Source organism: Marinobacter sp. UBA2688, assembly GCF_002352785.1.
GTDB classification, from domain to species: Bacteria; Pseudomonadota; Gammaproteobacteria; order Pseudomonadales; family Oleiphilaceae; genus Marinobacter; species Marinobacter salarius.
This window is the reverse complement of the sequence record NZ_DELU01000023.1, coordinates 230,504-249,362: the sequence shown is the minus strand read 5'-3', so window position 1 is coordinate 249,362 and position 18,859 is coordinate 230,504. Positions and strand designations below refer to the sequence as shown.

Annotated in this window: 16 protein-coding genes; 11 read left to right on the top strand and 5 right to left on the bottom strand. The window is 58.0% G+C overall.

The window, feature by feature from the left end:
• The first annotated feature begins 5 nt into the window (after nucleotides 1–5).
• The 5 genes from thrC to ung all read left to right on the top strand — a co-directional run bounded on the left by thrC (nucleotide 6) and on the right by ung (nucleotide 6,957).
• Nucleotides 6–1,409: a threonine synthase gene (gene thrC, locus B3M52_RS12770; protein ID WP_041333520.1), complete on the top strand. Its 1,404-nt coding sequence runs from the start codon at nucleotides 6–8 to the stop codon at nucleotides 1,407–1,409.
• A 5-nt stretch (nucleotides 1,410–1,414) separates the two neighbouring features.
• Nucleotides 1,415–3,148 carry a single-stranded-DNA-specific exonuclease RecJ gene (recJ, locus tag B3M52_RS12765; RefSeq protein WP_075195985.1) on the top strand — a complete coding sequence of 578 codons (1,734 nt, stop codon included), beginning with the start codon at nucleotides 1,415–1,417 and terminating at the stop codon, nucleotides 3,146–3,148.
• Between the two features lie 386 nt (nucleotides 3,149–3,534).
• Nucleotides 3,535–4,630, top strand: a protein-coding gene (gene prfB / locus B3M52_RS12760; protein ID WP_126810486.1) for a peptide chain release factor 2 whose coding sequence is annotated in 2 segments (ribosomal slippage) — nucleotides 3,535–3,606 and nucleotides 3,608–4,630 — 1,095 coding nt in all. Because the reading frame shifts where the segments join, the coding sequence is not laid out codon by codon here.
• A 51-nt stretch (nucleotides 4,631–4,681) separates the two neighbouring features.
• Complete coding sequence (gene lysS, locus B3M52_RS12755; protein ID WP_075195984.1) at nucleotides 4,682–6,214, top strand: lysine--tRNA ligase; 1,533 nt, start codon at nucleotides 4,682–4,684, stop codon at nucleotides 6,212–6,214.
• A 2-nt stretch (nucleotides 6,215–6,216) separates the two neighbouring features.
• Nucleotides 6,217–6,957, top strand: coding sequence for a uracil-DNA glycosylase (gene ung / locus B3M52_RS12750; RefSeq protein ID WP_036204167.1), 741 nt, complete (start codon nucleotides 6,217–6,219; stop codon nucleotides 6,955–6,957).
• A gap of 145 nt (nucleotides 6,958–7,102) precedes the next feature.
• On the opposite strand, the gene B3M52_RS12745 is transcribed toward ung, so the two are convergent.
• From B3M52_RS12745 to nadB, 5 genes are all read right to left on the bottom strand, one after another.
• The gene (locus B3M52_RS12745) at nucleotides 7,103–7,936 is read right to left on the bottom strand and encodes an HDOD domain-containing protein (protein ID WP_036204169.1); all 834 of its coding nucleotides are present in this window, start codon (nucleotides 7,934–7,936) and stop codon (nucleotides 7,103–7,105) included.
• A 117-nt stretch (nucleotides 7,937–8,053) separates the two neighbouring features.
• The gene (locus B3M52_RS12740) at nucleotides 8,054–9,052 is read right to left on the bottom strand and encodes a YgfZ/GcvT domain-containing protein (RefSeq protein ID WP_075195983.1); all 999 of its coding nucleotides are present in this window, start codon (nucleotides 9,050–9,052) and stop codon (nucleotides 8,054–8,056) included.
• A gap of 14 nt (nucleotides 9,053–9,066) precedes the next feature.
• Nucleotides 9,067–9,555, bottom strand: a complete 489-nt coding sequence (locus B3M52_RS12735; protein WP_075195982.1) for a hypothetical protein — start codon at nucleotides 9,553–9,555, stop codon at nucleotides 9,067–9,069.
• Nucleotides 9,539–9,793: a succinate dehydrogenase assembly factor 2 gene (locus B3M52_RS12730; protein ID WP_007152075.1), complete on the bottom strand. Its 255-nt coding sequence runs from the start codon at nucleotides 9,791–9,793 to the stop codon at nucleotides 9,539–9,541. The genes B3M52_RS12735 and B3M52_RS12730 overlap by 17 nt, the downstream gene beginning before the upstream one ends.
• Before the next feature lie 50 nt (nucleotides 9,794–9,843).
• Nucleotides 9,844–11,448: an L-aspartate oxidase gene (gene nadB / locus B3M52_RS12725; protein WP_177190603.1), complete on the bottom strand. Its 1,605-nt coding sequence runs from the start codon at nucleotides 11,446–11,448 to the stop codon at nucleotides 9,844–9,846.
• A 199-nt stretch (nucleotides 11,449–11,647) separates the two neighbouring features.
• Here nadB and rpoE point away from each other — a divergent pair, with 199 nt between their 5' ends.
• From rpoE to B3M52_RS12695, 6 genes are all read left to right on the top strand, one after another.
• Nucleotides 11,648–12,265, top strand: a complete 618-nt coding sequence (gene rpoE / locus B3M52_RS12720; RefSeq protein ID WP_127402363.1) for an RNA polymerase sigma factor RpoE — start codon at nucleotides 11,648–11,650, stop codon at nucleotides 12,263–12,265.
• A gap of 14 nt (nucleotides 12,266–12,279) precedes the next feature.
• The gene (locus B3M52_RS12715; protein WP_075195981.1) at nucleotides 12,280–12,849 is read left to right on the top strand and encodes a sigma-E factor negative regulatory protein; all 570 of its coding nucleotides are present in this window, start codon (nucleotides 12,280–12,282) and stop codon (nucleotides 12,847–12,849) included.
• 41 nt (nucleotides 12,850–12,890) lie between these two features.
• The gene (locus B3M52_RS12710; protein WP_227544260.1) at nucleotides 12,891–13,940 is read left to right on the top strand and encodes a MucB/RseB C-terminal domain-containing protein; all 1,050 of its coding nucleotides are present in this window, start codon (nucleotides 12,891–12,893) and stop codon (nucleotides 13,938–13,940) included.
• Nucleotides 13,937–14,395 carry a SoxR reducing system RseC family protein gene (locus tag B3M52_RS12705; RefSeq protein WP_036204183.1) on the top strand — a complete coding sequence of 153 codons (459 nt, stop codon included), beginning with the start codon at nucleotides 13,937–13,939 and terminating at the stop codon, nucleotides 14,393–14,395. The genes B3M52_RS12710 and B3M52_RS12705 overlap by 4 nt, the downstream gene beginning before the upstream one ends.
• 106 nt (nucleotides 14,396–14,501) lie before the next feature.
• Entirely contained in the window at nucleotides 14,502–15,956 is a 1,455-nt protein-coding gene (locus tag B3M52_RS12700) for a DegQ family serine endoprotease (RefSeq protein ID WP_083637228.1), read from the top strand.
• A 143-nt stretch (nucleotides 15,957–16,099) separates the two neighbouring features.
• On the top strand, nucleotides 16,100–18,826 hold the full coding sequence (locus tag B3M52_RS12695; RefSeq protein ID WP_036204191.1) for a bifunctional diguanylate cyclase/phosphodiesterase: 2,727 nt from the start codon (nucleotides 16,100–16,102) through the stop codon (nucleotides 18,824–18,826).
• The last annotated feature ends 33 nt before the right edge of the window (nucleotides 18,827–18,859 follow it).

Below are 18,859 nucleotides of genomic sequence, written 5' to 3'. Positions count from 1 at the left end.
GCAAGGTGAGATACATCAGTACACGGGGCGAAGCTCCCGCCCTGGGCTTTGAAGACGTCCTGCTGACAGGCCTGGCCACCGACGGTGGCCTGTATGTCCCGGAATCATTGCCTCATTTCAGCCTGGAAGAAATTCGCAGCTGGCGTGGGCTTTCCTACAGCGAGCTCGCTTTCAAGGTAATGCACCCGTTTGTCGACGATGCGATTCCTGCGGAGGATTTCCGCAGGATGCTGGACGAGACCTACGGTGATGTATTTGCCCATAAAGCGGTGGCCCCACTGGTTCAGTTGGACACCAATGAGTGGGTCATGGAGCTTTTCCGTGGCCCAACCCTGGCGTTCAAGGATTTTGCCCTGCAACTGCTGGGGCGCCTGTTGGACTACGTGTTGGAGAAACGCAAGCAGCACGTGGTGATCATGGGGGCAACGTCCGGTGATACCGGCTCCGCCGCCATTGAGGGGTGCCGCCGGTGCGAACACGTCGACATTTTCATCCTGCATCCCCATGAACGGGTGTCCGAGGTGCAGCGTCGCCAGATGACCACCGTGAAGGGTGACAATATCCATAACATCGCGGTGCGCGGCAACTTTGATGACTGCCAGCGCATGGTGAAGGCGAGCTTTGGTGACCAGTCGTTCCTCGGTGGTCAAACCCAGCTTGCGGCGGTGAATTCCATTAACTGGGCCCGTATCATGGCTCAGATCGTCTACTACTTTCATGCTTCCCTGGCGCTCGGCGGTCCGGATCGGAGTATGGCTTTCTCGGTGCCCACGGGTAACTTCGGCGATATCTTCGCGGGTTATCTGGCCAAGAAAATGGGTTTGCCGATCTCCCAGTTGGTGATCGCCACCAACCGTAACGACATCCTGCATCGCTTTATGAGTGGCAATCGCTACGAGCAGCTCCAGCTTGAGCATACCTTGTCACCAAGCATGGATATCATGGTGTCCAGCAATTTCGAGCGCCTGTTGTTCGACCTGCACGGCCGCGACGGGGCTGCGGTAAAGGACCTGTTGGAGAATGCCACCAAGGGCCCAGTCAGCATTGAAGATTACCGCTGGAAGCACGCTCGCAAACTGTTTGACAGTGACGCGGTGGGTGATGAGGGCACCACAGACACCATCCGTGAGGTGTTTGACCAGAACGAGTACTTGCTCGACCCCCATACCGCCATCGGCGTGCGTGCGGCCCGAAACTGTCGTCGCGACCCGGCGGTACCGATGATTACCCTGGGTACTGCGCATCCGGCCAAGTTCCCGGATGCCGTGTTGCGCTCAGGTGTTAAAGCCGAGCCGTCCCTGCCGGTGCATATGTCGGATCTGTTCGAACGGGAGGAGCGATACACCGTTTTGGATAATGACCTGTCCGCCGTGCAGGACTTTATCGCCAAACACTGGAAAAATACCTGAGTGGTATGACGCCCAAAAAAATCCTTCGTCGCCCCAGCCCGGACACCACTCCGGACTGGGGCCAGAATCTGCCCCCACTGCTTCGCCGTCTATACGCCGCCCGTGGCGTGACTTCCGATGACCAACTCACCTACACACTGAAACACCTGGCATCGCCCATGGATCTAAGAGGTGTCGACCGTGCCGTTGCGCTCCTGGCGGACGCCATCACCAGTCAGCAGCGAGTGCTGGTGCTTGGGGACTTCGACGCCGACGGCGCCACCAGCACGGCAGTTGCCATGCTGGGATTGGGGATGCTGGGGCTGAACGATATTGACTTCCGCGTGCCCAGCCGGTTTTCCGACGGTTATGGATTGACGCCGGGCATTATCCACCGGTTGAGAGATGAGGGTGCGCTGCCGGACCTGCTGGTGACCGTGGACAACGGTATTTCCGCCGTGGAAGGTGTTCGCGCAGCCCGGGAACTGGGCATCCGGGTGGTTGTAACCGATCATCACCTGGCCGGTGAAACCCTGCCCGAGGCGGACGCCATCGTGAACCCCAACCAGCCCGGCTGCCCCTTCTTGAGCAAGAACGCGGCGGGCGTGGGTGTGATGTTCTATGTGCTGACGGCTCTTCGAAAGCATCTGCGTGAGCAGGGCCTGTTGCCAGAGCCGCAACCTAATCTCGGCAATCTGTTGGATCTTGTGGCGCTTGGCACTGTAGCGGACGTTGTTCCCCTGGACCATAACAACCGCATCTTTGTGGAACAGGGCCTGCGCCGCATCCGCCAGGGGGAGGCCCGCCCCGGTATTCTGGCGCTGCTGGAAGTGGCAGGCCGCGACCACAGCGAAATCAGCTCCACGGATCTCGGGTTTGTGGTTGGCCCAAGGCTGAATGCTGCCGGTCGCCTGGACGATATGAGCGTGGGCATTGCCTGCCTGCTGGCGGACAGCCGTGACGAAGCCCAGCGCCTGGCCCGTGAACTGGATACCTTCAATCGTGAACGTCGCACCATCGAAAAAGATATGAAAACCCAGGCTCAGGACCTGCTGGCGTCCATGTCGCTGGACATCGAGGGCCTGCCATGGGGCCTGGCCCTGTTTGACACCGACTGGCACCAGGGTGTGATCGGCATACTGGCGGCCCGTATCCGCGAGCAGACTCACCGCCCGACGATTGCGTTTGCGCCGGACGACAACGGCGAGGACATCAAGGGTTCGGCCCGTTCCATCCCGGGCCTGCATATCCGCGACGTGCTCGCCGTGGTTGATGCCAGGCACCCGGGGATGATGAAAAAATTCGGCGGCCATGCCATGGCGGCAGGCATGACCCTGTCCCGCGGTGACCTGGACGCGTTCAGTGACGCGTTCGACCGGGCGGTCCGCGATACCCTGCGGGCGGAAGACCTTGAGGCGGCCATTACCACCGATGGCCCCCTGAGCCCGGACGAGCTTCACCTGGAAACCGCCACCCTGTTAAAGCGTGCCGGTCCCTGGGGGCAGCATTTCCCGGAGCCCCTGTTTGACGGCAACTTCCGTGTGGTCAGCCAGCGCATCGTTGGCGAGAACCACCTGAAGCTGGTACTCCAGCCGGAAGAGGGCGGCGCCATCATCGATGGCATCGCCTTCAACACCGGGCCGGAAGTGCCCGACTACACCAGGACTGGTGCGCGGGTGGTTTACAAACCTGATGCCAATACCTTTCGTGGGCGTACTAACCTGCAGCTTTTGGTGGATTATCTGGAGCCTCTGGCCTGAAGGTTGGGAGTCTGGCATTTGGGGACTTGGCCTTGGCGGGCTGGGCCCGGGGTGGGGGTATCTTTTCTTTAGAAAAAGAACTCGCTTCGCTCAGACACCTTTTTCTGGCAGAAAAGATACCCCCACCCCGAGCCCGATCACACCTTGTATGAATGCCACACCCAACTTTGGGCGCCAGGCAGGGCCGTTGTTCCGGGAGTGTCGAAAACATGGATGTTTTCGTCAAGCGTACATGGACGTATTCACAGCGTCTCCCGGAACAACGGCCCTGCCTGACGCTTTCACCGAAGTAGCGGTTACCACCGGCTGATTTAAAAACAGATTTCCGGTAGAATCTCGCGTCTGATTTTGATCGCATTCATTTTTCGAGCGAGAGTAAGGATTTCATGGAAATCAATCCCATTGTTACGAAGATAAAAGACCTTCGTGAGCGCACTGAAGCGCTCAGGGGGTATCTTTGACTACGATCAGCGTAGTGAAAGACTGACTGAAGTTGAGCGTGAGTTGGAAGTGCCCTCCGTATGGGAAGATCCAGAGCGGGCGCAGGCGCTGGGCAAGGAACGCTCCGATCTTGAATTGATTGTTCGTACCATCGACAACCTCACCTCCGGCCTTGAAGATGCCGAAGGTCTGCTCGAAATTGCGGACGAGGAAGAGGACGAGGGCACGGCCGCGGAGATCGAAGCCGATCTGGCCGGGCTTGATAAAGAGCTCGAGAAGCTCGAATTCCGCCGCATGTTCTCCGGCGAGATGGATGCCAACAACGCCTACCTGGACATTCAGGCCGGCTCCGGCGGTACTGAGGCCCAGGACTGGGGCAATATGCTGTTGCGCATGTACCTGCGTTGGGCTGAGCGCCGTGGCTTCAAGGCCGAGATCGTCGAATTGCAGGAAGGCGATGTGGCTGGTATCAAGAGTGCGACCATCCACATCCAGGGCGACTATGCGTTTGGTTGGTTGCGCACGGAAACCGGTGTGCATCGTCTGGTGCGAAAGTCGCCGTTTGATTCCGGCAACCGCCGTCACACGTCGTTCTCATCCGTCTTTGTCTCACCGGAAGTGGACGACAGCTTCGAGATTGAAATCAATCCGGCAGACCTTCGTGTCGACGTCTATCGCGCCTCGGGTGCGGGTGGTCAGCACGTAAACCGGACCGAATCTGCTGTGCGTCTGACTCACAATCCCACTGGTATTGTCGTGGCCTGTCAGGCTGGCCGAAGCCAGCATCAGAACAAAGACCAGGCCATGAAACAGCTGAAAGCGAAGCTGTTTGAGCGTGAGATGCAGGAGCGTAACGCCGAGAAACAGAAGGCTGAGGATGCCAAGGCGGATATCGGCTGGGGCAGCCAGATCCGCTCCTACGTGCTGGACGACAGCCGTATCAAGGACTTACGCACCAAGGTGGAAACCAGCAATACCCAGTCGGTGCTGGACGGTGACATCGACAAGTTCATCGAAGCCAGCCTGAAGATGGCGCTGTAAACAGCGCCTTTGCCATGCTAACCCGGACAATTCCCGATTTTGCGAGCCAACATGACTGAACACACCCCGAATGCACAGCCAGAGGACAACAAGCTGATTGCCGAGCGTCGCGCCAAGTTGGCGGAGATGCGTGATCAGGGCAATGCCTTTCCCAACAACTTCCGTCGCGACGCCACCGCGGCCGAGCTTTTGGCCAAATATGGCGACAAGAGCAAGGAAGAGCTGGCTGAGATGGGCATTCAGGTGGCTGTTGCCGGCCGCATGATGCTTGATCGTAAAGCATTCAAAGTGGTTCAGGATATGACGGGCCGCATTCAGATCTACGCCTCAAAAGATGTCCAGAAAGACACCAAGCACTGGGATCTGGGCGATATCGTGGGGGTGCGGGGTATTCTGTGTAAGTCAGGCAAGGGTGACCTCTATGTAAGCATGGACGAGTACACGCTGTTGACCAAGTCGCTGCGTCCATTGCCGGAGAAACACAAGGGGCTGACCGACACGGAAGCCCGGTATCGTCACCGCTACGTTGACCTGATGGTGAACGAAGACAGTCGCCGTGTGTTCTATGCACGTTCGAAGATTATCAGCGTCATGCGTCAGTACTTCACCGACCGAGACTTCATGGAAGTCGAAACCCCGATGTTGCAGGTGATTCCTGGTGGTGCCACGGCGCGTCCGTTCGTGACTCACCACAACGCCCTGGGTATCGACATGTACCTGCGTATTGCTCCGGAGCTGTTCCTCAAGCGCCTGGTGGTCGGTGGTTTCGAGCGGGTATTCGAAATCAACCGCAACTTCCGTAACGAAGGGCTTTCCACCCGTCATAACCCGGAATTCACCATGGTGGAGTTCTATCAGGCCTATGCCGATTACAACGACCTGATGGACCTGACCGAAGACATGCTGCGCACCATTGCCCAGAAAGTACTCGGTACCACCACGGTGGTGAACACCCGTACCCTGTCCGATGGCGAAGAAGAAATCATTGAGTACGACTTCGGCAAGCCTTTCGAGCGCCTGACCGTGGTGGACGCCATCCTGCGATACAACCCCGATATCAAAGCCGAACAACTGGCCGATGAAACCAGTGCTCGACAGGTGGCGAAGGATCTGGGCATTCACCTTAAAGAAGGCTGGGGACTGGGCAAGGTGCAGATCGAAATCTTTGAAGCGACTGCTGAGCATCGCCTGATGCAGCCCACATTCATTACCGATTACCCGAAAGAAGTGTCACCGCTGGCCCGCTGCAAGGACAACGATACGTTCGTCACTGAGCGTTTCGAATTCTTCGTGGGTGGCCGCGAGATTGCCAACGGATTCTCCGAGCTGAACGACGCGGAAGACCAGGCTGAGCGCTTCCAGGATCAGGTGGCCGAGAAAGACGCCGGCGACGACGAAGCCATGTTCTACGACGAAGACTACGTCATGGCGCTGGAATATGGCCTGCCACCAACCGCAGGTGAAGGCATTGGCATCGACCGTCTGGCCATGCTTCTGACGGATTCCGCCTCGATTCGCGATGTCATCCTGTTCCCCGCCATGCGCCCGGAGCACAAGGCTGAAACGAAGAAAGACGAGGGCTGAACATGCAGCCGGTGGAGATACTGGCAAGCCAGCTAAAATCAGGGCGAGGTTGGACGGAGCACCTTGGTGACGAATTCCGTCAGCCCTACATGCAGCAGCTGGCTGAATTCCTCGCGGCGGAAGAGCAGGCGGGAAAGACCTTGTTCCCCGCCAGCCAGCATTGCTTCAACGCCCTGAACAGCACACCGCTGGATAAGGTGCGCGTGGTTATTCTCGGCCAGGACCCCTACCACGGTCCCGGCCAGGCCCACGGCCTGTGCTTCTCCGTGCGCCCGCACGTGGCCACGCCGCCGTCGTTGGTCAACATCTTCAAAGAAATCCACGCCGACCTCGGCATTCAGCCCCCAGACCACGGCTGTCTGCAACCCTGGGCGGAGCAGGGCGTGCTCCTTCTCAACAGCGTTCTCACCGTTGTCCAGAGCCAAGCTGGCGCCCACCAGGGCAAAGGCTGGGAAACCTTCACCGACCGCGTCATCGAAACCATTAACCGCGAGCGTGAAGGGGTGGTGTTTCTACTCTGGGGAAGCTACGCCAAGAAAAAAGGCCAGCACATCGACCGAAGCAAGCATCTGGTACTGGACGGGCCACATCCATCGCCGTTAAGCGCCTACCGCGGCTTCTTCGGCTGCAAGCATTTTTCCCGGGCCAACGAGTGGTTACAGCAGAAGGGCCTGCCGACCGTTGATTGGTCTTTGCCAAACAAATCGCAGCTACTGGAACAATACGGTAAGAGCCAATCCTGAAAAAATGAAGCGGCCCGAAAGAGCGGCCCGCAACTGTATTGATCGGCCGGAGGTGGGGGTATTTTCTCTGACAGGAAAAGGTGTCCGAGCGAAGCGAGTTCTTTTCCCGAAGAAAAATACCCCCACCTTCGGCCAGCCCCCAAACCTACTGAAGAAGCGCCATAGCAGCTTCCATCTGCGCATTCAGGTCCTCTTCCTCGCTCATATCCACCTCAGGATCCAACCCAAGACGATCAAACGCCGAAATCGTCTTCCAGTCCACCTCCGTCCAGGGATGATCTGTCCCGGCAATCAACTGCAGATTGGCAATCATCACCAGATCCGCATAATCCGCTGCCGGCACCTCACGATGCAGGTTCGCGTATTCCAGAGGCACATTCTGAAGTTCTTTCGGGAAATCCCATTTCTGCAGAATCGTCGCCCCGATACGCGGATGAATCTCATCAATCACATTGTCCAGCATGATGCTACTGATCTGAATATCCCGGTCTTCCACATAGCGCAGAATCGGCAACACCCCGATGAGGTGAACCAACCCGGCCAGGGTGGCCTGGTCTGCCTTGAGATTGGTGTAATGCTGTGCCAGCACATGGCACACCCCGGCCACCTCAGTGCTCTTTTGCCAGGTGGCACGCAGGCGCTTGTCGATCATGTCCGAAGTGGCCTGGAACATCTGCTCCATGGCAAGACCCATCGCCAGGTTGCTGGTATAAGCCATGCCCAGGCGACCAACCGCCATATTCAAGTTCTCAATCGCCCGGCTGCCGCGAAATAGCGGGCTGTTGCAGACTCGAATGATACGGGCTGACAGGGCCGTGTCGTTGCTGATGACCTTCACCAGGTCAATAATGGCCGAGTCCTCGTTTTCTGCGATGTCGCGTACCTGAAGCGCAACTTCCGGAAGTGTCGGAAGTACCAGTTTGTCGTTTTCAATAGCGTCGGTCAGGTCGGTTTTTATGGTTTCTACAATGTTGGACATAGTCAGTTTGAATCCGCCTGTTAAGTGTCACCTGGCCGGCAGGAACGTCCGGAAAGGCTAATATGTTCATGTATATGACGTACTTTATAGCAAATTATCGGGATTCTTCCTGTCAACTTATGTATCAGGCGTGTCGGTTTTTTCACGCTCCGGAACAGAATACGGCAAGGGGCGCAGTGACAGAACCGCGTCGGAGGCGCTCTCGGGTACCAATGATTTCTCCGCCGCATCGTGGCGCACAACGGCCAGAATCTCCGAGTGTCCGTGAGAGAAACCAACAGAATTCACGACATTTCCCACTGACCGATCTCCGTCCAGCAGCGACTCACCGGGGGCAGGCAGGGTGCCGGCATCGCTGCAGGTATACCGGAAAAGGCTTTTTTTGAGTTGCCCCAGGAAGTGCATGCGCGCGATCACTTCCTGCCCGGTGTAGCAGCCTTTCTTGAAGTGGATGCCTCCAACATGCTGCCAGTTCAGCATTTGCGGCACGAAGCTCTCCGTGGTGGCGGCCGTGAGCGATGCTACGCCGGCAGCAATTTCGGAAGCCTGCCAATCGGCGAGGGGGGCTGCAGGAATGTCCGCCAGAGCCTGTTGTAGCGATGTGTCCAGATCACCCGTTTGCCAGAGTTCATAGCGAGCCATGCCCTCGGCGGTGTCCATCGTACGTATCACGTGGCCTCCGTTGATTTTCACGGAATCGCCTGCGACTGCCAGTGCACCGGTGCCTTCTGGCAGCAGTTTTTCTACTGCGGCATCGCCCAGAAGTCCGATGATCCGAGCGTCCGACTCTACCTCCATTGACGTACCACGGAACAACATCAGGTACTTGCGCAAATGAGTCACCGTGCCGTCGGAGAGATCCGCTGGCAGCTCCATCAATATGTCATCACCATCCCTCACCAACCGGGTCAGGCAATAGGCGCGCCCCTTGGGTGTACAGGCTGCCGCTCTTGGCGAATGACCCTGGGTGACATCGTCGATCTGCTGGCTGAACTGCCCCTGCAGGAACTTGTCAGTGCCTGGCCCGGATATTCGAACCATGACACGGTCAGAGATGAAAACGCAGCGGGGCTGGGGAAGCGGATGGTTGGCCAACGGACTTTCGATGTCTGACATGAAACACTCCAGAATCAGTGGATTTCCTGCGTTTGGCGACCAGATGCCTTGCTGCCAGAGGTCGGGCCCAGGCGAAGCCAGACCCGCAAACGGCGGAATGCATCGGAAGGGATGTTGCGAAACCGCGGCGTAACGGCAACCAGGACAACAGGATATGTACACGATATGGTGCCGGAATGCTGCAGTTTCAAGATCGCAAAGTGGGCACCCAGACGACTTTCGTCCGCAACCTGGACAGCGCGGTCCTGCCCAGAGCGAAGGCGCACGTATAATTGCTCGCCCTCAACCCGTAGTTCGGTTACGGCTTCCGGACCGACCAGCAAGCCGGTTCGGCGATACTGGAAAACCGCACCCACGAGTGAGGGGATAGCCAGCACCAGAAGGAGGGGGCTGAACTCACTGGCTACGGCGGATACGAACAGGGTCAGCGCCAGCCAGGGCAGGGCGCACAGTAACCCGACAGCGTGGGATGGAATCAGTGCCAGTTCAATCCGGCTGGACACGGTTCAGTATGAGGTCAACGATGCGTTGCAGGTCGGGATCTTCCGGGCGGCTGCGCTGCATGAACCACTCGAACATATCGGTGTCCTCGCAGTTGATCAGCTTTTGGTACCGTGCCTGGTCCTCAGCGGGAAGATCTCGATAGGCGTTCTCAAGGAATGGGATCAGCAAAACGTCCAGTTCAAGCATGCCGCGGCGGCTGTGCCAGTAGAGGCGGTTGAATTCAGTATTGTCAGACATTGATTCTCTCAGTTAACCAGTGGGCATTGGAGTGGACCGAGCCATTTCCTTCAGGGAGACGACCGTCGGTAAGTGGTGGGAACCAGTACAGTATCCCTTGCCTCGTGGAGTAGTCCGGGGAAATCCAGTGTGTAGTGCAGGCCGCGACTTTCCCGGCGCTGCAACGCGGAACAGATAATCAGGTCCGCCACGGTCACCAGGTTGCGCAGCTCAAGCAGGTCGTTCGAGACGCGGTAGTTGCTGTAGAACTCGCCAATTTCCCGTTCCAGCAGATCAATCCGGTGCTTGGCTCTCTGCAGGCGTTTGGTCGTACGAACGATGCCAACATAGTCCCACATGAAATGCCGCAGTTCGTCCCAGTTGTGGGAGATTACCACGTCTTCGTCGGAATCCCTTACCTGGCTTTCGTCCCAGTCCGGTGCTTGGGGTGGTGCGGGAATGTCCGATTCCCGTCGCGCTATATCCGCAGCGGCGGCACGGCCGTAGACCAGGCATTCAAGCAGGGAGTTGCTGGCCATGCGATTGGCGCCATGCAGACCGGTAAACGCGGCCTCGCCGACAACATAGAGCTGGTTGATGTCGGTGCGGGCGCGTTCGTCACTGAGTATGCCGCCACAGGTGTAGTGCGCGGCGGGTACCACCGGGATCGGTTCTTTGGTGATATCAATCCCGAACGTCAGGCATTTTTCGCGAATGGTTGGGAAATGCTGTTTGATGAACTCGGCCGGTTTATGGCTGATGTCCAGGTATAGATGATCAGCACCCAGCCGTTTCATTTCGTGGTCGATGGCGCGGGCCACGATATCCCGGGGCGCCAGCTCGCCTCGATCATCGAAGCGATCCATAAAGCGGGAGCCGTCCGGAAGCTTCAGCACACCGCCTTCACCCCTCACTGCCTCGGTAATCAGGAACGACTTGGCATGTGGGTGGTACAGGCACGTGGGGTGGAACTGGTTGAATTCCATATTGCCGACCCGGCAGCCGGCGCGCCAGGCCATGGCTATACCGTCTCCCGAAGCTCCGTCCGGGTTGGTGGTATAGCGATACGCCTTGCTGGCGCCGCCCGTGGCGAGGATAGTGAACCGGGCCCGGAACAGTTCGACATGGTTGTCTTCCAGGTTCAGTATGTAGGCGCCTACGCACGCGTTTCCAGGCAATGCCAGCTTGCGATTGGTGATCAGGTCTACGGCAACCCTGCGGGACATCAGGGTAATGTTGGGGCGCGCCTGGGCCTGGGACGTCAGGGTGGTGGAAACAGCGTGGCCGGTGGCATCGGCCGCGTGGATAATGCGGCGGTGGCTATGCCCGCCCTCCCGTGTCAGGTGGTACTGGGACTGGTCATCGCGGGTAAAGGTGACGCCGCTGTCGATCAGCCAGTTGATGCTCTCGCGGCCATGCTCAACCGTAAACCGGACAGCATCCTCGTGGCAGAGGCCGCCCCCGGCGTTGAGGGTGTCGCTGACGTGATTCTCAAGAGAGTCGTCGTCATCCAGCACGGCGGCAATGCCGCCCTGGGCCCAGAGTGTTGCGCCGCTGCTGATATCGGCCTTGCTGATGACGGCGATCTGCAGGTGCTCGGGCAAATTCAGGGCAACAGTGAGGCCGGCAGCACCGCTGCCGACAATCAGGACATCGAATTCGTAGGACTGTGGCATCGGGTCGTAATCGCGGGCCATAATGTGGATGTGTATTGAACTAAACTTTGCGCTCGCTGTCTATTTGGCCTGACGGGGTGCTCCCGGATAAAAGGGGGCATTGTAGACTCATCGGATGCCGGACAGCAGCATGATTCCATTGAATAGCAGGCAAGTGGGCCAGACGGTCGAACGCTATGGCAACTCCGGCACTCCGTCCATGAATGCGGATACAGAAAGACACAAGGAAGACGGCAGCGAAAGCCAGACAGACCTTCAGCTGGTAAGAAAGGTCCGTCATGGTGATCGGCCCGCCTTTGATCTTCTGGTTGTCAAATATCAGTCCAGGGTTGCGTCGATTATCAGTCGTTATGTCTACGACAGCCAGGAGGTGATGGACCTTACCCAGGAAACCTTCGTCAAGGCGTACCGGGCGATTGACCGTTTTCGGGGAGACAGCGCGTTCTACACCTGGCTGTACCGTATAGCCGTGAATACGGCCAAGAATTTTCTTGAGTCCCGCGGGCGTCGTCCGCAAGGCAGTGCCGACGCGGGGGAAGCCGAGAATTACGACGACGGTTCAAGACTCAGGGACAATGCGTCACCGGAGAAACTGTTGCAGCGGGATCAGTTGCAGAGCGCGCTCAGGGTGGCGATATCAAACTTGCCGGAGGAGCTTCGATCTGCGTTTTTGCTCAGGGAGTACGATGGGCTGAGTTACGAAGACATCGCCGGTATTCTCGAGTGCCCCATCGGCACGGTAAGGTCACGAATATTCAGGGCACGGGATGCAGTGGATCGCCACCTGGGCCCTTTGTTAAATGATTCCCGGACGTAATGAGGTTGCATCCTATGGATGATCGTCTCAAAGAAACGCTGTCGGCAATGATGGATGACGAGGCAGACGAATTGTCAGTTCGCAGACTGCTGTCACACGCTGAGCAGGATCAGGTTCGTTCGCAGTGGCAGCGTTGGCAGCAGGTGCGGGATCTCATGCATCAGGGCAGCGTGGCACCGGAGGCTGTGGATGTCAGTGCTGGGGTCAGGGATGTTCTGGATGGCAGCGGTGCGGTATCGCCTGCCGCGACAGTCGGCTCGATGCCCCGCCGGGACAAAAACTGGCATTGGCCAGCGGTTGCGATGGTCACACTGGCAGCGGTGATTGGTTTTGGCGCCGGTGCTGGTTGGGAGTCCGCCGAAGATGGTGGAGCGATTGCAGCCGCGGGCGTTTCAGAAGAACAGGATCGGCAGGAGTCGGCGGTCGAGCCGGTGCCGGAGGTGGCATTGCAAGGACTTGATGAAGAGCAATGGGAACATCTTAGCCGCTATCTTCTTGAGCACGCCCAACATAACAGCGTAGGAGCCGGTCGAGGCTCCGTTGGCTATGCGCGTGTCGTTAGCGCGTCCGGACCAGGGTATTGACGTTTCATGTTTGCAGGACACTGGCTGGAGTTAAACGGCTGATGGGCAGAATCGCAATGGCAATCCAGAGTCGATTCCCTGGTGCAATCAGGCACGGGCTGGTCATGTTGACGTTGCTCACCGTTCTGACAGGGCAAGTGTCTGCCGAGACGGCGGAGAGCGCCGGGAAGAATGAACAGAGCGCCGAATATTGGCTCAACCGTCTTGGTCCTGCCCTCAACATGACGTCCTATCGCGGCGTCTTTGTGTATGCCCGGGGTGATCAGGTCAGTTCGATGCAGATTGCGCACCGGTATCGGGATGGCATGGTGGAAGAGCGGCTGGTTCTGCAGGACGGAGCCAGCGGTGAGATCGTGCGAAAGGGGATGCGGGTTGTCTGTGTGCTTCCTGACCATGGGCGCATCCAGTTGGATCAGGTTATTCCGTCGGGTCCTTTTGCCGAGGCATTTTCCCATCAGTTGATGCCGGTCAGTCAATGGTATCAGCCAGAGCTGGTGGGCGATGATCGTATTGCTGGTTACGATGTGGTCAAGCTCGGGCTCAGGGCGAGGGATGATCTTCGATACAGTCACCAGTTATGGCTGGAAAAATCCACCGGTCTGTTGGTGAAGAGCCATGTGCGTTCCGTCGGCGGTGAGGTGCTTGAGCATTTTCAGTTCACCAGCCTTGAAATAACGGACTCTCTCCCGGATAGCGAATTTATCGTGCAAACGGAGGGAGAGGCCATCAAACGGGAATTGAAACCGGAACAGACGTCGTCTCCCGCGGCACGGATGGATGGTTGGACGCTCGAGTGGCGCCCGGATGGTTTTGTTCCCGCCGCTGCCCCGCGATCAGGCAAAGGGCAGGCAGTGGCGTTCTCGGATGGGCTGGCAGCCTTTTCTGTGTTTGTCGAACCAGCACGGAAGATGGTGATGCCCACCGGCGCTTCGCGAATTGGCGCCACCACGGTGTACATGAAACAGCTCAGTGTGGATGACATCGCGTTTTTCGTGACTGTGGTTGGGGAAGTTCCACCGACGACGGCCCGTAAGGTGGCCGAATCAGTGACGATTGACGATACCCTGGCGTTCGGCGGAGGCCGGAAATGATTACGGAAACCGGGAGGGTTGTCGGTGTTGCCGGCGACCGGGTATGGGTGCAGACGATTCGCACCAGCGCCTGTGAAAGTTGCTCGGCTCGTCATGGCTGTGGCCAGCGTGCACTGGCCGGTGTTTCAGGAGGCAGGGCCAATCAGGTTCTGGTGGCCAACAGCCTTGGTGCCGAGGTGGGTGATGAGGTGACGGTGGCCATTGATGAGTCCGCGCTGCTTGGTGCTTCCCTGCTTGTTTACGCCCTGCCATTGGTGTCGATGGTGGCCGGGGCTGTTTTGGGGCACCAGTTGTCGGCAGGCCACGCGGCCAGTGAGGCCGTCGCCATGATGGGTGCTGCGGCGGGACTTGCCCTGGGCTTCCTGGCCGCTCGCAGGGGGCAGTCACGTAAAGCGGGAACCTGGGAGCCGACACTGGTGGAGGTCAGGCAGGGGGTGGTCGCTTCCCCGGAATGATGTTCCAACAGGCTCTGTTGAAATTATCGGCTTTGACCGCACATTGAGTTTATAACGTCCGCTGAACAGGGGGTCTTTAATGCCTGAAGTAAAGAACGATCAAGACATGCTGCGCCGGCCTCAGCGCCAGGGTTCCATTGTGTTCGTCTGGTATCTTTTGTGTCTTCTTGTTCCCTTGTCTCTGGCTCAGTCTGTCTCAGCTCGCAGTCTCCCTGACTTTACCGAGTTGGTCGAAGAGAACTCGAATGCTGTGGTCAACATCAGTACAACGACCGAGCCCAAGTCAGCGAATCGTGGCCGCTCAAACGGTCTCCCTTTTAACGATCGACAGCTTGAGCAGTTACCGGAGTTTTTCCAGGATTTCTTCCGCGGTCCCCAGTCACCGTTTGGCGGCAGCCCTGGTGGTTCAGCCCCGCGTCAGTCCATGGGGTCCGGGTTTATCGTTTCCAGTGATGGCTATGTGTTGACCAATAACCATGTGGTGGAAGGGGCCGACGAGATCATTGTGCGCCTGAATGACCGTCGGGAATTGCCTGCCAAACTGATTGGCACCGACCCACGTTCGGACATGGCGGTTCTGAAGATTGAGGGCGGCGACGACTTGCCTGTGGTGCGGGTCGGGCGCTCCAATGACCTGAAAGTGGGTGAGTGGGTCCTGGCTATCGGCTCGCCCTTTGGTTTTGATTACACCGTAACAGCGGGCATTGTCAGCGCCCTGGGCCGTTCACTGCCATCGGAAAACTACGTTCCGTTTATCCAGACTGACGTTGCTATCAACCCGGGTAACTCCGGCGGGCCACTGTTTAACCTGGACGGCGAGGTTGTGGGTATTAACTCCCAGATCTACACCCGCTCGGGTGGATTCATGGGGGTGTCCTTTGCAATCCCCATTGATGATGCCATGAATGTGTTCCGGCAGCTTCGGGACGATGGATCGGTGTCCCGTGGCTGGCTGGGTGTGCTGATACAGGAGGTTAATCGAGATCTGGCGGAGTCATTTGGCCTTAAGCGTCCTCGAGGCGCCCTGGTTGCAGAAGTGATGGCGGGCTCGCCTGCCGAGAAAGCGGGATTGCAGGCGGGTGATATTGTGCTCGAGTACGAGGGCGAGGACGTGACGTTGTCTTCGGATCTGCCGCCGATGGTAGGCCGTACGCCGGTCGGTGAAACGGCCACCATGGAAGTAATGAGGGAAGGCCGGCAGATTACACTGGACGTTGAAATCGGCAAACTGCCGGAAGAGGGTTCGGAGCAGGCCTCCGCTCCGGCGTCCAGCAACAACGGCCCATCATCGGCGCCATTGGGGATGACGGTTGAGCCTCTGCCAACTGAGCTTCAGGAGTCGCTGGGGATATCTGGGGGCGTGCTTGTGGCAGAGGTTGCCCGCGGGCCAGCGCTTGATGCGGGTATCCGTCCACGGGATGTGATCACCGAGCTGAACCGCCGCAAAGTCACCTCTGTGGAGGATTTCCGCGAAGCGGTATCCTCCTTGCCAGACGACAGCGCCGTCTCGGTGCGCGTTGTTCGCCAGGGGCGGGCCACTTATCTGGTGATGAAGCCCTGACGGTTGATCCGCCGGATCGGCGGACACAAAATGGTACAAAACTGAGAGCCCTGCTGGGGGTCGTTTAAACGACAGCCAGTGGGGCTTTTGTTATACTTCCCAAAATAATCAGATTACTGGCCACGGATCGGACCTGCACGAGAATGATGAACAGAAAGGAACTTCCCCTCCGGAAACTGCTCCAGCTGCGCTACTCGTGGGCAGCATGGCTAGTGCTGATTGCATCTCTCGCTGTCACCGTCCTGTTATGGCAAGTTTCCATTCGCCTGGTCGAAGACCGTACCGAAGCCCGTTTCAAAACACAGTCACTACAGCTGCGAACTGCTATTGAAGAGCGCCTGCTGAATTATGAGCAGGTATTGGCCGGCAGTGCGGGCCTGTTTGCCGTTGCCGGTGAAGTGGATAGGGACGATTGGCGTGAATACGTCGACAATGTGGATATCAACCGGTATTACCCGGGCATCCAGGGTATTGGCTACGTGAAAAGAATAGGTGTCCGCCAGATGGCGGACCACATCGCGTCGGTCAGGAAAGATGGTGTCCTCAATTACCTCGTGACGCCTCTTGGTACCGGGCCGGATTACTACCCCATGGTGTATCTGGAGCCCGGAACAGAGCGGAATCGCAAGGCACTTGGTTACGACGCCTTCAGTGATCCTGTGCACCGGCATGCCATGGCGAGGGCACGGGACCATGCCGAGCCAAAAGTGACGGGTAAAGTCGTGCTGGTTCAGGAGGAAGTGGCGGAGGATCAGGCTGGCTTCCTGATGTATTACCCTGTTTACCAGGGTGGGGAAATACCTGAAAGTCGTGTTGAGCGGCAGATGATGCTCGCCGGTTATGTGTTCAGTGCCTTTCGGATGAACACCCTGCTCGATGGCATCGTCGGCCTGATCTCGCCATTCCTGGACGTGAAAATATACGACAGCGGGGAGGTGTCACGGGATACGCAGATGTATGGGTCAAACCTGGGCTCCCTGGATGAGGATTTCAGTTTTGAAATGAGTCAGACCATTACCCACGGTGGGCGCGACTGGTTGCTGCAAACCCGTTCCACACCGGCGTTTGACTACTTGGCGTCTGATCCGCGACCGCCCATCGTTCTCGGTTCCGGTATTGTTATCAGTCTGCTGATGTTCCTGTTCGTGTTGACCATGATTCGCGGCCGGATCATGGCGCAGATTGGCGCGGGTCGCTACCGGGCTATTACCGAAGGTGCCGCGAACGTGACTCTTGTGCTGGATCGCGATGGCACGCCGCGTTACGCCAGTCCGTCCAGTCACGACATTTTGGGCTTCGATCCCGACAAGGTTTATGGTCTGGAGTTGGCCTCCCTGGTGCATGCCGAGGATTGGCCGCAGTTAAAGTCCGGGTTTGATGAAGCGGTCAAATCACCTGGGAAGCAGATGCCGGTGATCCGTGGTCGTATACGCGATGCGCAAGGTCAGTGGCGGGATATGGAAGGCACGTTCACAGCCATGCTGACGGTGCCCGGCGTGAATGGGGTGGTGTTGAGCCTCCGTGACCTGACCCAGCTGAAAGCCGCACAGACGGAGCTGCATCGCCTGGCGTTCTACGATCCGCTGACCGGGCTTGCCAATCGCCAGTTGTTCCGTGACCGGCTTAACCATGTGGTGCGCAGAAGTCGTCGCACCGAAGAGCCGGCCGCCCTGATGTTCCTGGATCTTGACGGCTTCAAACGTATCAACGATACCCTCGGCCACGATAGTGGCGACGAACTGCTGAAGCAGGTTTCCCAGTGGTTATCCGGCTGCGTGCGGGAGGAAGATTCGGTGGCCCGGCTGGGTGGCGACGAGTTCGTGGTGCTGTTGTCACGAATCAGCGGTCCCGATGACGCTGGCAAGGTTGCCGAAGCCATACTGCGGAGGCTGTGCCAGCGAATTCGTCTCAACGATCACGAAGTGGGGGTTACCGTCAGTATCGGTATTACCATGATCCCTCACGACAGTGAGGACCCTGGTACGCTGATGAAATACGCCGACCTGGCCATGTACCGGGCCAAGGAGTTAGGGCGCAACACCTACCAGTTCTTTACCCCGGCCATGAACATCAAGGCCGCCAGGCGGCTGCTTCAGCAGGAAGAACTGGCGACCGCACTGGAAGGCGATCGGTTTGTGCTGCATTACCAGCCCAAGGTGGATCTCGAGAGTGAGCGGGTGATTGGCGTCGAGGCTTTCCTGCGCTGGCACCACCCCGAGAAGGGGCTGGTCAGTGCCCAGCAATTCATTACCCTGGCCGAGGAAACGGGCCTGATCATACGCCTTGGCGAGCTGGCGCTGAGGCAGGCCTGTATCCAGGTTCAGGCCCTCGAACGGGCTGGGTTTGAATCGTTGAAAATGGCGGTCAACCTGTCCGTTCGCCAACTGACGGATTCCGGGTTTCTGGATATGATGCGCCAGGTCATTACCGAAACGGGGGTGTCGCCAGAGCGGCTTGAACTTGAAATGCCAGCGGAGCTTCTGAATGAAGACCCGCGCATGCTGAGAGAGCTCCTTGTGTCGCTGCACGACATGGGTGTCTGCCTGATCCTGGATGATTTTGGCACCGGTTCCTGTTCTCTGGTGGCGCTCCAGCAGTTGCCATTGGACGTTATCAAGATTGACCATCGTTTTATTCGCGACATCCCGTACAACGTCAGTGCAACCGATGTTGCCTCGGCGGTGATCGCACTGGCCAGAAAGTTACACTTGACCGTTGTTGCCGAGGGTGTGGAAACGCCTCAGCAGTTGAGCTTCCTCAAAAGCGCCGGTTGCGCCCAGTGTCAGGGCAACCTGTTCAGTTACCCGCTGGACGAGGATGCGCTTATCGGCTTCCTTATTCGGCAATATGAACGGCCGCTGATCTCCTGATCATGGCAATAGCGGCCGGTAACCGGTAAAATC